General features: G+C 64.3%; 12 protein-coding genes. 8 read left to right on the top strand and 4 right to left on the bottom strand.

The window, feature by feature from the left end:
- Complete coding sequence (gene mnmA, locus ACVWWQ_RS02300; protein WP_133950274.1) at nucleotides 1-1,149, bottom strand: tRNA 2-thiouridine(34) synthase MnmA; 1,149 nt, start codon at nucleotides 1,147-1,149, stop codon at nucleotides 1-3.
- Nucleotides 1,146-1,631, bottom strand: a complete 486-nt coding sequence (locus tag ACVWWQ_RS02295) for an NUDIX hydrolase (RefSeq protein ID WP_133950950.1) — start codon at nucleotides 1,629-1,631, stop codon at nucleotides 1,146-1,148. The genes mnmA and ACVWWQ_RS02295 overlap by 4 nt, the downstream gene beginning before the upstream one ends.
- A 123-nt stretch (nucleotides 1,632-1,754) precedes the next feature.
- Here ACVWWQ_RS02295 and clpS point away from each other — a divergent pair, with 123 nt between their 5' ends.
- Nucleotides 1,755-2,081: an ATP-dependent Clp protease adapter ClpS gene (clpS, locus tag ACVWWQ_RS02290; protein ID WP_007808959.1), complete on the top strand. Its 327-nt coding sequence runs from the start codon at nucleotides 1,755-1,757 to the stop codon at nucleotides 2,079-2,081.
- A 66-nt stretch (nucleotides 2,082-2,147) separates the two neighbouring features.
- On the top strand, nucleotides 2,148-4,418 hold the full coding sequence (clpA, locus tag ACVWWQ_RS02285; protein ID WP_133950276.1) for an ATP-dependent Clp protease ATP-binding subunit ClpA: 2,271 nt from the start codon (nucleotides 2,148-2,150) through the stop codon (nucleotides 4,416-4,418).
- A 106-nt stretch (nucleotides 4,419-4,524) separates the two neighbouring features.
- Here clpA and infA read toward each other — a convergent pair whose 3' ends face one another.
- Nucleotides 4,525-4,743, bottom strand: a complete 219-nt coding sequence (gene infA / locus ACVWWQ_RS02280) for a translation initiation factor IF-1 (protein WP_007508585.1) — start codon at nucleotides 4,741-4,743, stop codon at nucleotides 4,525-4,527.
- A gap of 107 nt (nucleotides 4,744-4,850) precedes the next feature.
- The gene (locus ACVWWQ_RS02275) at nucleotides 4,851-5,126 is read right to left on the bottom strand and encodes a polyhydroxyalkanoic acid system family protein (RefSeq protein WP_099652495.1); all 276 of its coding nucleotides are present in this window, start codon (nucleotides 5,124-5,126) and stop codon (nucleotides 4,851-4,853) included.
- Nucleotides 5,127-5,223: 97 nt separating this feature from the next.
- Here ACVWWQ_RS02275 and ACVWWQ_RS02270 point away from each other — a divergent pair, with 97 nt between their 5' ends.
- The 6 genes from ACVWWQ_RS02270 (at nucleotide 5,224) to uvrC (ending at nucleotide 12,376) form a co-directional block, all read left to right on the top strand.
- A complete protein-coding gene (locus ACVWWQ_RS02270; protein ID WP_133950278.1) occupies nucleotides 5,224-5,991 on the top strand; it encodes an FHA domain-containing protein in 768 nt (255 codons plus the stop codon).
- A 93-nt stretch (nucleotides 5,992-6,084) separates the two neighbouring features.
- On the top strand, nucleotides 6,085-7,170 hold the full coding sequence (serC, locus tag ACVWWQ_RS02265) for a 3-phosphoserine/phosphohydroxythreonine transaminase (RefSeq protein ID WP_133950280.1): 1,086 nt from the start codon (nucleotides 6,085-6,087) through the stop codon (nucleotides 7,168-7,170).
- Nucleotides 7,171-7,260: 90 nt separating this feature from the next.
- Complete coding sequence (gene pheA, locus ACVWWQ_RS02260) at nucleotides 7,261-8,364, top strand: prephenate dehydratase (protein ID WP_133950282.1); 1,104 nt, start codon at nucleotides 7,261-7,263, stop codon at nucleotides 8,362-8,364.
- Nucleotides 8,361-9,671, top strand: coding sequence for a 3-phosphoshikimate 1-carboxyvinyltransferase (gene aroA, locus ACVWWQ_RS02255; RefSeq protein WP_133950284.1), 1,311 nt, complete (start codon nucleotides 8,361-8,363; stop codon nucleotides 9,669-9,671). Before pheA ends, aroA begins: the two co-directional genes overlap by 4 nt.
- A 60-nt stretch (nucleotides 9,672-9,731) precedes the next feature.
- Nucleotides 9,732-10,511 (top strand): 3-deoxy-manno-octulosonate cytidylyltransferase, encoded by a 780-nt coding sequence (gene kdsB / locus ACVWWQ_RS02250; RefSeq protein WP_099652104.1) that lies wholly within the window; start codon nucleotides 9,732-9,734, stop codon nucleotides 10,509-10,511.
- Nucleotides 10,512-10,549: 38 nt separating this feature from the next.
- The gene (gene uvrC / locus ACVWWQ_RS02245) at nucleotides 10,550-12,376 is read left to right on the top strand and encodes an excinuclease ABC subunit UvrC (protein ID WP_133950286.1); all 1,827 of its coding nucleotides are present in this window, start codon (nucleotides 10,550-10,552) and stop codon (nucleotides 12,374-12,376) included.
- Nucleotides 12,377-12,429 lie beyond the last annotated feature (53 nt).

Below are 12,429 nucleotides of genomic sequence, written 5' to 3'. Positions count from 1 at the left end.
TCAAGCACGGGGTGGAGATTCTCTTGCGGGGAACGGGGAAGAAGCAGTGAAGGCAGGCAGCAGGCCGCCGTAAGCGGCGTCGGTGGCAGCGATCACTGCGCCGCCGAGGCAGACTTCGCCATCGTATAGGACGACCGACTGTCCGGGGGTGACGGCGCGCTGGGCGTCGTCGAAGCTTATCTCAAGCCCGCTGTCGGTCACGCTGACCGAGCAGGCCTGGTCGGTCTGACGGTAACGGGTGCGTGCGGTACAGCGGAAATGGGCCGAGGGCGCCGCGCCATCGACCCAGGTTGGCGTTTCCGAGTGCAGCCGGCGCGAGTGCAGCCAGCGGTTCTCGCCGCCCTGAGCCACATAAAGCACGTTTGCCGCCACGTCCTTGCCGACCACGTACCACGGCTCGCTGGCGGCACCGTGGCGGCCACCGATGCCGAGCCCGTTGCGCTGGCCCAGGGTGTAATACATCACCCCCTCGTGTTCGCCGATCCGCTCGCCGTCCGGGCTGCGCATCTCGCCACGACGGGCGGGGATGTATTGCGACAGGAAGCCGCGGAAGTCGCGCTCGCCGATGAAACAGATGCCGGTCGAGTCCTTCTTGGCGTGGGTGGGCAGGTTGGCCTCCCGCGCCAGTTCGCGTACTCGCGGCTTCTGCAGCTCGCCCAGCGGGAACAACGTGGCGGCCAGTTGCCGCTGACCCAGCGCATGCAGGAAGTAGCTCTGGTCCTTGGCCGTGTCGACCGCGCGCAGCAGCCGGTAACGGCCGTCCACGCAGTCGACGCGGGCGTAATGTCCGGTGGCGATCTTCTCGGCACCCAAGGCGTGGGCTTCGTCGAGGAAGGTCTTGAACTTGATCTCCCGATTGCAGAGCACGTCGGGATTCGGCGTGCGCCCTGCGCGGTACTCGGCAAGAAAGTGCTCGAACACGCCGTCCCAGTACTCGCTGGCGAAATTGCGTGCATGGAACGGAATGCCCAGGCGCCCGCAGACGGCCACGGCGTCCTTGCGGTCGGCATCGCTGGTGCACGGGCCGGAGCGCTCGTCCTCTTCCCAGTTCTGCATGAACAGGCCTTCGACCTGATGGCCGGCCTGCTGCAGCAACAGTGCGGCCACCGACGAATCGACGCCGCCGGAAATGCCGAGCATCACCTTCATGGTGTTTCGCCGCCAGGCAGGTAGCTCAAGGCGTCCAGCGGCAGGCGCTGACCACCCAGCCACAGGTCGATGCTTTGCAGGATCATCGGGCTGCGCAGGCGATCGCCCAGCGCGGCAATCTCCGTCCGGCTCAACCACAGCGCGCGGCGGATGTCGCTGTCCAGCGGGCGATCGGGGGCGTGACTGACCGCGCGCGCGGCAAAGCTGAAACGAACCACCGCGTCACCGTGTTCGGTGCTGCGCCACTGGTGCACGCCTATCAGGTGCTGCAGTTCGACCGTCCAGCCGGTTTCTTCCAGGGTCTCGCGACGGGCGGCCTCCCACAGGCTTTCGCCGTCGTCAAGGTGGCCAGCTGGCTGGTTGTAGACCAGTCGGCCGGCGACTTCCTCCTCCACCATCAGGTAGCGGTCGTCGGCGGCAACCACGCACGCCACGGTGACGTGCGGGCGCCATACTTCGGTGCGGGAAGACAAATCGGCCATGGACTTGAGCAAGGTGGGCTGGAAAAGTGGCCATTGTGCCATCACCTCTGCTGACTGACCGTTGCGGAGGAGCTGCATCCACCGCGGCGTATACTTCGTACCTGAGAAAAGACCCTGACAAACATGGCCCACGAACCCGAACATGAGCACGACAGCGGCCGCGGCCTGGCGCTGGAAACCGCCAAGCCCGAGGTGGCAAGGCCTCCATTGTTCCAGGTGCTGCTGCTGAACGACGATTTCACCCCGATGGATTTCGTTGTCGAGGTATTGCGCAGCTTTTTCAACCTTGACCAGGAACAGGCCGTGCAGGTGATGCTGCACGTTCACACCCGCGGGCGCGGCGTCTGCGGCGTGTTCACCCGCGAGGTGGCGGAAACCAAGGTCACTCACGTCAACGAATATTCACGCTCCCATCAGCACCCGTTGTTGTGCACTATGGAAAAGCTCTGAGCGACCCCATTTCGTGCTCATCGCGGCGTTGAAGGCCGCTCCCATTGCAAAGCGGAGACGATCCGAATGTTCAGCAAGGATCTGGAAGTCACCATCGGCCATTGCTACAAGCAGGCCCGCGAACAACGCCATGAGTTCATGACGGTCGAGCACCTGTTGCTTGCCCTGACCGAGAACCAGTCGGCCCTGGGCGCCTTGCGCGCCTGCGGTGTTGATCTGCCGCGGCTGTCCGCCGACCTGGAGCGAATCATCGGCGAGACGGTACCGGTCTTGCCCGCGGGCGACGAGCGCGACACGCAACCCACGCTGGGCTTCCAGCGCGTGCTGCAGCGCGCCGTCTATCACGTGCAATCCTCGGGCAGGAAGGAAGTCACCGGTGCCAACGTGCTGGTGGCGATCTTCGGCGAGAAGGACTCGCACGCGGTGTATTTCATGCACCAGCAGGAGATCACCCGGCTCGACGTGGTCAATTACATTTCGCACGGCATCGCCAAGATCGGCGACGAGCCGGCCGCTGGCGTGGCTGGCGGCGAGCGCGAAGGCGAGGAGGGCGGCGAGCCGAAGGGCAATCCGCTGCACGAGTTTGCCAGCAATCTCAACGAGCTGGCGCTGGAAGGCAAGATCGATCCCCTGATCGGTCGCGCCGACGAGATCGAGCGCACCATCCAGGTGTTGTGCCGCCGCCGCAAGAACAATCCGCTGTACGTGGGTGAAGCCGGCGTGGGCAAAACCGCTCTGGCCGAGGGTCTGGCCAAGCGCATCGTCGACGGCGAAGTGCCCGAGGTGCTGGAAGACGCCACCATCTGGTCGCTCGACCTCGGCGCGCTGGTTGCCGGCACCAAATATCGCGGTGATTTCGAAAAGCGCCTTAAAGGGGTGATTGCCCAGCTGAAGAAGCAGCCCGGCGCGATCCTGTTCATCGACGAGATCCACACCATCATCGGTGCCGGTTCGGCCTCGGGCGGCACCATGGATGCCAGCAACCTGATCAAGCCGATGCTGGCGTCGGGCGAGCTGCGCTGCATTGGTTCGACCACGTTCCAGGAATACCGCGGCGTGTTCGAGAAGGACCGCGCGCTGGCCCGCCGCTTCCAGAAGATCGACGTGGTCGAGCCCACTGTGGCAGACAGCATCGAGATTCTGAAGGGGCTGCGCTCGCGTTTCGAGGAGCATCACCACGTTGCCTATACCAATGAGGCGTTGAAGGCGGCGGTGGACCTGTCGGTCAAGCACATTCCCGACCGGCTGCTGCCGGACAAGGCGATCGACGTGATCGACGAGGCTGGTGCGCGGCAACGCCTGCTGCCGGAAGATCAGCGCACAGGCACGGTCGACGTTTCCGAGGTCGAGTACATCATCGCCAAGATGGCGAGGATTCCGGCCAAGCAGGTTTCCGCGTCCGACCGCGATGTGCTGCGCAACCTGGAGCGCAATCTGAAGATGGTCGTGTTCGGTCAGGACCCGGCGATCGAAGCACTGGCCGCATCGATCAAGATGGCCCGTTCGGGCTTGGCCGATCCGTCCAAGCCGATCGGCTGTTTCCTGCTGGCCGGTCCCACCGGCGTGGGCAAGACCGAGGTCACCAAGCAGCTGGCGATGCAGCTCGGCATCGAGATGATCCGTTTCGACATGTCCGAGTACATGGAAGGTCATTCGGTATCGCGGCTGGTCGGTGCGCCTCCGGGCTATGTCGGCTTCGATCAAGGCGGCTTGCTGACCGAAGCGGTAACGAAGCATCCGCACGCCGTGCTGCTGCTGGACGAGATCGAGAAGGCGCACCCGGATGTGTTCAACATCCTGCTGCAGGTGATGGACCGCGGTGTGCTGACCGACACCAACGGTCGCGAGGCGAACTTCAAGAACGTGGTGGTGGTGATGACCACCAACGCAGGTGCGTCGATCGCTGCACGGCGCAGCATGGGCTTCGTCGAGCAGAAGCACGAGTCGGATGCGATGGAGGTGATCCGCCGCATCTTCACGCCGGAGTTCCGCAACCGGCTGGACGCGATCATCCAGTTCGGCGCGCTCGATTTCGAGCACATCCTGCGCGTGGTCGACAAGTTCCTGATCGAGCTGGAGAGCCAGCTGAGCGAGAAGCGGGTAAGCCTGGACGTGGACGCCGATGCACGGCGCTGGCTGGCCGAGCACGGGTTTGATCCGCAGATGGGCGCACGCCCGATGGCGCGGGTGATCCAGGAAAAGGTGAAGCGTGCGCTGGCCGACGAGCTGCTGTTCGGCAGTCTGGCCGAGGGTGGCGTGGTGCGCCTGAGCGTGGCCGACGGCGAGCTGAAGGTCGACTGCAAGGCAGCCCAACCACTACCGGCCGTAGTCGAGTAGGGCGCAAGCGCGAAGAGCGGGCAAAGCAAAGGCGGCGCATTGCGCCGCCTTTGTCATGTAGGGCACTTCACCACTTGCCGCTGCCTGTCGACAGCAGCGCGACCGCCTACTTCATGCGGTAGGTGATGCGGCCCTTGCTCAGGTCGTACGGGGTCATTTCGATCTTGACCTTGTCGCCCGTGAGAATGCGGATGTAGTGCTTGCGCATGCGACCGGAGATGTGGGCGATGATGACGTGCCCATTCTCAAGTTGTACGCGAAACATGGTGTTCGGCAAGGTCTCTTGGACCGTGCCTTCCATTTCGATGACGTCGTCTTTGGCCATGTGTTCCGGGGTTCACGCGCAGCCGTCATGGCCGCGTAAGCCGACGATTATGCCACGAATGGGCGTTTGGTTAAAGAATCATCAATCCGTGGGCAAAACGCCCTGGATCAGCTGAAATGCTCGTCCAGCTTGCGCCGGATCTCCTGCTCCACCATGCCCTTGAGCGGGGCCAGCATCATGCCGAGTTCCGCCTTGACCTCGATGGCGTCGCTGCCGACCGCGATCGAACCGCTGACGCCCGGGCGTGAAAACAGCAGGGTGTCGTCCTGCCAGCGTCCGTCGATGCCGAACTTTTCGTGCATGCGCGCGGCAACCTGCTCGACCACCGAGCGGGCGTCGGTGATGGAAAGCTGGTGCGGGCGGCGGATATCAATCTTGGGCATGGCGGATTCCGGAAAATGTGGCGAGATGCCTTGACAGGCCATCTTAACGGCATGGGGCCCCATGTTAGAGTTTCGCCGTCCATTGACCGGTTCATCCATGCGTATCGAATTTCCCAATGCGGCCCGTGAGGATTTCCACTGGGCGCAGGCACTCTTGCGGATTGGCAGCGCCGCAGAAAACGACCTCGTGCTGGCCTCCGGCCAGGCGGCGCCCGAACATCTGCGCATCCACCAGGATCGCCGTGGCTGGGTGCTGCAGGTGATGCCTTCGGCCGGTCGCATCCATGTCAATGCGCGACCGGTACGCGAGCAGGCATTGCTGCGTGCGGGCGACGTGGTCAGCGTCGGTGATTGCCGCATGTTGCTGCGTGCCGACGTGGATCCGAATGAGCGTGCAGCCCTGCAAGTGCCAGGGCAGGGCCGTTGCGCGGTGGCCTTGCGCGCCGTCGCCGGTCCGCTGTCGGGACGGGTCCGCTGCGTGGGGGATGGGCTTGAACTGGGCGGTTCGGGGGACTTTCCGCTCGAGTTGCCGCAGGGTGATGTGGTTGTTCTGCGGGTTTTCTGGGATGACGGCCAGTTGTGGCTTGAAACGGTCCAGCCCAGTGAGCGTCATCCGCTGCGGGTCAACGGTATTTCGGTCCACCGGGTGGCGCTGCAGCCTGGCGACCAGATCGGCATTGCCATGCACCGTTTTCTGATCGATGGGCCGGGCATGGAACCCGAGCCGGAGATCGTGATGGCCGAGCCATCCGCCCAGCCCCTGCCGGAACAATCAGCCGGTCCCAGCGGCGAGGTCTGGTGGTTGATCGTGACTGCCGCGGTGCTGGCACTGGGCATTGCGCTGGCCTTGTTGATCCGGTTCTGAGAGCGGTCCTGAGGCGTCCCGGCGGCAGTTGACTGCGCCATGCTGCGCCGCGGCATAATGCGGGGGACACCTCACCACGGGATGCAGGCGCACGTGAACAGAGTCTGGAACTTCAGTGCCGGTCCGGCGGCCTTGCCGACGGCGGTCCTTGAACGCGCACAACGCGAACTGCTCGACTGGGAGGGCAGTGGCGCGTCCGTGATGGAACAGTCCCATCGCGGCAAGCGTTTTGTCGCGATGGCTGCCCAGGCTGAAGCCGATCTGCGCCAGTTGATGCAGGTTCCGGCGGATTACGCGGTGCTGTTTCTGCAAGGCGGAGCCACCCAGCATTTCGCGCAGATTCCGATGAATCTGGCCGCTCCCGGCGAAAGTGCGGATTACATCATCAGCGGGCACTGGAGTGCCAAGGCGGCAAGCGAGGCCGCTCCATACGTGCGGGCCAACGTGGCAGCCAGCAGCGCGGCGGATGATTATCTGAGCCTGCCGTCTCGCGACAACTGGCAGCTCGATCCGCAGGCTGCCTATGTGCATTACACACCGAACGAAACCATTCACGGTGTCGAGTTTCATGAAGTACCCGAGGTGGGTGCGGTACCGCTGGTGGCGGATCTGTCCTCCAACATTCTGTCCGAGCCGCTCGACGTCAGTCGCTTCGGGCTGATCTATGCCGGCGCACAGAAAAACATCGGTCCTTCCGGCCTGGTAGTGATGATCATCCGACGTGACCTGCTGCAACGTGCGGGCCGACCGATGGCGCGGATCTTCCGTTACGCCGAACAGGCCGCTGCCGATTCCATGCTCAACACCCCGAACACCTGGGGCTGGTATCTGGCCGGGCTCACCTTCCAGTGGCTGCTTGAACACGGTGGGGTCAGCGCGATGGGCGAGCTCAACCGCGCCAAGTCGAATCTGCTATACGGCACCATCGACGAGTCCGATGGCTACTACCGTAACCGGGTTGCTCCGCCGGCCCGCTCGCGCATGAATGTTCGCTTTGACCTGCACGATCCGGCGCTGGATGCCGCGTTTCTGCATGAATCGGAGGCGGCTGGTTTGCTTGCCCTGAAAGGTCACAAGGCCATCGGTGGCATGCGGGCGTCGTTGTACAACGCGGTACCGCTCGCGGCGGTGGAAGCGCTGGTTGATTTCATGAGGGATTTCGCCCGACGGCATGGTTGATCGAGCGAAAGCGGCATTTTTCAGGCAGGATGCAACTTCAGCATTTGGACGTCCATCGTCCGGACGTCCATTCATTCAGGCATTCACCGCATGACCGATCCGAGCACGACCGACCCGAAAACGCCGTTGACCGAGATGCGCGAGCGCATTGACAGCATTGACCGGCAGATCCAGCAGCTCATTTCCGAGCGTGCCAACCATGCGCGCACGGTGGCGAAGGTGAAGGGTGAAGGGCTTTCCGCGATCGATTACTACCGTCCCGAACGAGAAGCTCATGTATTGCGGATGGTGGTCGATCGGAACAATGGCCCGTTGTCCGACACCGAGGTGGTGCGACTGTTCCGGGAAATCATGTCCTCCTGCCTCGCGCAAGAAGATCCCCTGAAGATCGGTTTCCTCGGGCCTGAAGGCACCTTCAGCGAGCAGGCGGTGCGCAAGCACTTCGGCCACGCCGCTTACGGTCTGCCGCTGGGCAGCATCGAGGAAGTGTTCCAGGAAGTCGCCGCCGGTCACGCGGATTTTGGGGTGGTTCCGGTGGAAAACTCGGGTCAGGGCATGATCCAGGTGACGCTGGACATGTTCCTCACCTCCGAGGCCACCATCTGCGGCGAAGTCGAGTTGCGCGTGCACCAGTGCCTTCATTCGCTCAGCGGGAAACTGGAAGACGTGCGCCGCATCTACGCCCACGCGCAATCGTTGCAGCAGTGCAAGACCTGGCTGCGTATCAACCTGCCCGGGGTCGAGTGCATCGCGGTGTCGAGCAACGCCGAGGCGGCGCGACTGGCGCTGCATGCCGACGACGTGGCGGCGATCGCCGGCGAAACCGCCGGCAAGGTCTATCGCCTGAAGGCGGTGGCCACGGGCATCGAGGATCGCGCCGACAACACCACCCGATTCCTGGTCATCGGCCGCTCGCTGTTCCCGCCCTCGGGCAACGATCGCACCTCGCTGCTGATCACGGTCAACGACAAGCCGGGTGCGTTGTATGACGTGCTCAGTCCGTTCGCGAAACACGGCGTCAGCCTGAACCGGATCGAGTCCCGGCCCGCGCATACCGGCAAGTGGCAGTACGCGTTTTTCATCGACGTTTCCGGGCATATCGATGAAAGTCCGCTGCAGGCGGCGGTGCAGGACATCAGCGCTTCGGCCGCAACTGTTCGTGTGCTCGGTTCCTACCCGGTGGCGTTGCCTTGAGCGGCCGACTGGACTGGAGCAGCCAAGCGGGCAAGGCGTTGCATGGCGAGGTAGCCGTGCCGGGTGACAAGTCCGTATCGCATCGGGCGTTGATGCTGGCGTCGATCGCCGAAGGCCGTTCGTGCATCCGCGGCTTCCTCGAAGGCGAGGACACGCGCGCTACGGCGGCCGTACTGTCGCAGCTTGGCGTGCGCATCGACACCCCCGCTCCGGGCGAGCGGGTAGTCCATGGCGTGGGTTTGCGCGGCCTGCACGGCACCGCGCAACCGCTGGACTGCGGCAACGCCGGCACCGGCATGCGCCTGTTGGCCGGGCTGTTGGCCGGCCAGGCGTTCGACAGTCGGCTGGTCGGTGATGCCTCGCTGTCGAAGCGGCCGATGCGTCGGGTCACCGATCCGCTGGCCGCCATGGGTGCTCGCATCGATACGCACGATGGATTGCCGCCGCTACTGGTGCATGGCGGGCAGCCACTGCAGGGGATCAGCTACGAACTTCCGGTAGCCAGCGCCCAGGTGAAGTCCGCGTTGCTGCTGGCTGGCCTGTATGCCGCTGGCCAGACCGAGATCATCGAGCCGCACCCGACCCGTGACTACACCGAGCGCATGCTCGCGGCATTCGGCTGGCCGATCACCTTTGCGCCGGGCAGCGCCCGACTGGAAGGTGGTCACGTGCTGCGTGCCACCGACGTCGAGGTGCCGGCGGACTTTTCCTCGGCGGCGTTCTTCCTGGTGGCTGCCAGCATCGTGCCGGGTTCCGAACTTCGGCTGCCGGGGGTGGGACTCAATCCGCGTCGCACCGGTTTGCTGCAGGCACTGCGATTGATGGGCGCGGACATCACAATCGAGCGCGAGCGTGAAGCCGGCGGCGAGCCGGTCGGTGATCTGCGGGTGCGTCATGCGCCACTGCATGGCGTGGAACTGCCGGAGTCGATCGGACCGGACATGATCGACGAGTTTCCCGTGCTGTTCATTGCCGCGGCGGTGGCCACCGGCAGAACGGTCATTCGGGGTGCGGCCGAATTGCGAGTGAAGGAATCCGACCGCATCGCGACCATGGCGGCCGGTTTGCGTGCGCTGGGCGTGCGCATCGAGGAGACCCCCGACGGCGCGATCATCCAGGGTGGACGGCTCGGCGGGGGCATGGTTGAAAGTCACCTGGACCATCGCATCGCGATGAGCTTTGCGGTGGCCGGACTGGTCGCCGACGCGCCGGTGCGGATCAATGACTGCAGCCATGTCGCCACGTCGTTCCCGGACTTTCGGGGATTGGCCAACGGTTGTGGTTTCAATTTGCGTGATGTCGGCTGAGTCGACGCTGCTGCGTGTATCGTGGCGGCAACGTTCGCCCCGCGCCTGAAGGCACCACCCATGTCCCACGCCGTACCGCCGTTCATCGTCGCCATTCCCGCCCGCTACGGCTCGACCCGACTGCCGGGCAAGCCCTTGCGCCAGATCGCTGGTGTGCCGATGGTGATTCGGGTGGCGCAGCGCGCATTGCAGGCAGGCGCCGCCCAGGTCGTGGTGGCGGTGGATGACCAGCGCATTGCCGATATCCTGGCAGGGCAGTCGGGTATTGACGTGTGCATGACCCGGGCGGATCACGCCTCGGGCAGCGACCGCCTGGCCGAGTGCGCGCAGCACTATGGCTGGAGCGACGACAGCATCGTGGTGAATTTGCAGGGCGACGAACCGTTTGCCCCGGCCGCCGGCATTCGCGCGGTGGCGCAGGCGCTGGCGGGCGATGATGCACCCATGGCCACCCTGGCCACGCCGGTCATCGACGCTGAAGAGTTGTTCGATCCGAATGTGGTGAAGCTGGTCCGCGCGGCGAACGGGCGCGCCCTCTATTTCAGTCGCGCACCCATGCCGTGGGCGCGTGATGCCTTCGCCAGCGATCGCCACACGCTGCCTTCGGGCTTGCCGTTTCTTCGTCATATCGGCATTTATGCCTATCGCGCCGGCTTCCTCGATCGCTACACGCGATTGCCGCGTACACCGCTGGAGCAGACCGAGTCGCTGGAGCAGCTACGCGTGCTCGAACACGGCCATGCCATCGCGGTACGGCTGACTCCCGAGCCGTTCCCGCCCGGCATTGATACCGAGGCCGACGTGGAACGCGCCGAGCAGTGGTTGCGCACGCAGCACTGAGCCACCATATCGGGTGGGCCGCCAACTAGAATCGTCCCATGCAACCCGCGCAACCGCCCCCTTTCGACGGCAAGGCCTTCGTCCGCACGCTGACCTCCGCGCCCGGCGTCTATCGCCACATCGACGCAGCCGGCGAGCTGCTTTACGTGGGCAAAGCCGGCAACCTGAAGAAGCGCGTCAGCAGCTACTTCCTGAAGCCTCGGATGGAACCGCGCATCGCCGCGATGGTGGCGCAGATCGCCCGCGTCGAGATCACCGTGACGCGCACCGAGGGCGAAGCGCTGCTGCTGGAATCGCAGCTGATCAAGTCGTTGAAACCGCGCTACAACATTCTTCTGCGCGACGACAAAAGCTACCCGTACATCTACCTTTCGACCGGCGAAGACTACCCCCGGCTGGCATTCCATCGCGGCGCGAAGAATTTGCCCGGCCGCTATTTCGGTCCGTATCCCAGCACCTACGCCGTCCGCGAAAGCCTCAGCCTGATGCAGAAGCTGTTCAAGGTGCGCCAGTGCGAGGACAGCTATTTCCGCAATCGCACGCGGCCATGCCTGCAGCACCAGATCGGGCGTTGCAGTGCGCCGTGCGTGGGTCTGATCAGCGTCGACGACTACCGTCGCGACGTGCGCCATGCAGAGATGTTCCTTGAAGGTCGCAGCAATGCGGTGATCGATGAACTGGCCGAGGCGATGGAGCAGGCCAGCAAGGCGCTGCAGTTCGAACGCGCCGCGAAATTGCGCGATCAGGTCGCAGCGCTGCGTCAGTTGCAGGCACAGCACCACGTGCAGGGCGCCAGCGCCGACATGGACGTGATCGCGTGCCGCATCGAGGCAGGCATGGCCTGTGTCAGCGTGCTGTTCTTCCGCAACGGCATCAGCCTGGGAACGCGTGAATTCTTTCCGCGGCTGCCGCTGGATGCCGAGCCCGCCGATGTGTTGGCACAGTTCATTGCGCAGTACTACCTCGACCGTCCGGTGCCGCGGGAATTGATCCTCGGCGAAACCCTGGCTGATCGCGAGATCCTGGCTGAACTGCTGAGCCAGCACGCCGGTCGCGCGGTGGAACTCAAGTTCAGTGTCAGGGGCGATCGAGCGCAGTTTCTGCAAATGGCCGAGCGCAACGCACAGGCCTCGCTGACCGCACGGCTGGCCAGTCGACAGACCCTGGGTGCGCGTTTCGACGATCTGCAGAAGCTGCTTGAGCTGGACGCCCCACCGCGTCGCCTCGAGTGCTTCGATATCAGTCACACGATGGGCGAACTGACCGTGGCTTCGTGCGTAGTGTTTGGTCCGGAAGGTCCGGAGAAATCCCATTACCGCCGCTTCAACATCAGCGGCATCACGCCCGGCGACGACTACGCGGCGATGCATCAGGCACTGACCCGTCGCTTCCGCAAGGTGGCTGAAGGCGAGGGTGCGCGTCCCGACGTGCTGTTGATCGATGGCGGCAGCGGACAGGTGGCGCAGGCGCTCGACGTCTTGCGAGAACTCGGCGTGACCGGCATTCAGGTCGTCGGCGTGGCAAAAGGCCCGGGCCGACGTGCTGGCGAGGAAACCCTCGTGCTCGCCGACTCGGGACGCGAGTTGCATCCGGGTTCCTCATCACCCGCATTGCATCTGGTCGCTGCCGTGCGCGATGAAGCCCATCGCTTTGCCATCAGCGGCCATCGCAAGCGTCGCGAGAAGGCGCGTGAGCGCAGCGTGCTGGAGGACGTGCCCGGCGTCGGCGCTCGCCGGCGCTCGGCGTTGCTGAAGGCCTTTGGTGGCATGCAGGGTATCGAGGGTGCCGGCGTCGAGGAACTCATGCAGGTGAAGGGCATCGATCGCGGCCTGGCCGAACGCATCTATGCCAGCCTGCATGGCTGAACGTCAGTAAACATCCTTGTTCGACAGTAACCGCGGTCGTGCGAAACTGCAGC

This window comes from Rhodanobacter sp. TND4EL1 (assembly GCF_054061035.1).
Note: the sequence above shows the minus strand (reverse complement) of the source record. Positions and strands in the feature narration are given on the sequence as shown.

Excerpts from the sequence above, each read along its gene's own strand:
- mnmA (WP_133950274.1), bottom strand. The coding sequence starts at position 1,149 with ATGAAGGTGATGCTCGGCATTTCCGGCGGCGTCGATTCGTCGGTGGCC.
- ACVWWQ_RS02295 (WP_133950950.1), bottom strand. The coding sequence starts at position 1,631 with ATGGCCGATTTGTCTTCCCGCACCGAAGTATGGCGCCCGCACGTCACC.
- clpS (WP_007808959.1), top strand. The coding sequence starts at position 1,755 with ATGGCCCACGAACCCGAACATGAGCACGACAGCGGCCGCGGCCTGGCG.
- clpA (WP_133950276.1), top strand. The coding sequence starts at position 2,148 with ATGTTCAGCAAGGATCTGGAAGTCACCATCGGCCATTGCTACAAGCAG.
- infA (WP_007508585.1), bottom strand. The coding sequence starts at position 4,743 with ATGGCCAAAGACGACGTCATCGAAATGGAAGGCACGGTCCAAGAGACC.
- ACVWWQ_RS02275 (WP_099652495.1), bottom strand. The coding sequence starts at position 5,126 with ATGCCCAAGATTGATATCCGCCGCCCGCACCAGCTTTCCATCACCGAC.
- ACVWWQ_RS02270 (WP_133950278.1), top strand. The coding sequence starts at position 5,224 with ATGCGTATCGAATTTCCCAATGCGGCCCGTGAGGATTTCCACTGGGCG.
- pheA (WP_133950282.1), top strand. The coding sequence starts at position 7,261 with ATGACCGATCCGAGCACGACCGACCCGAAAACGCCGTTGACCGAGATG.
- kdsB (WP_099652104.1), top strand. The coding sequence starts at position 9,732 with ATGTCCCACGCCGTACCGCCGTTCATCGTCGCCATTCCCGCCCGCTAC.
- uvrC (WP_133950286.1), top strand. The coding sequence starts at position 10,550 with ATGCAACCCGCGCAACCGCCCCCTTTCGACGGCAAGGCCTTCGTCCGC.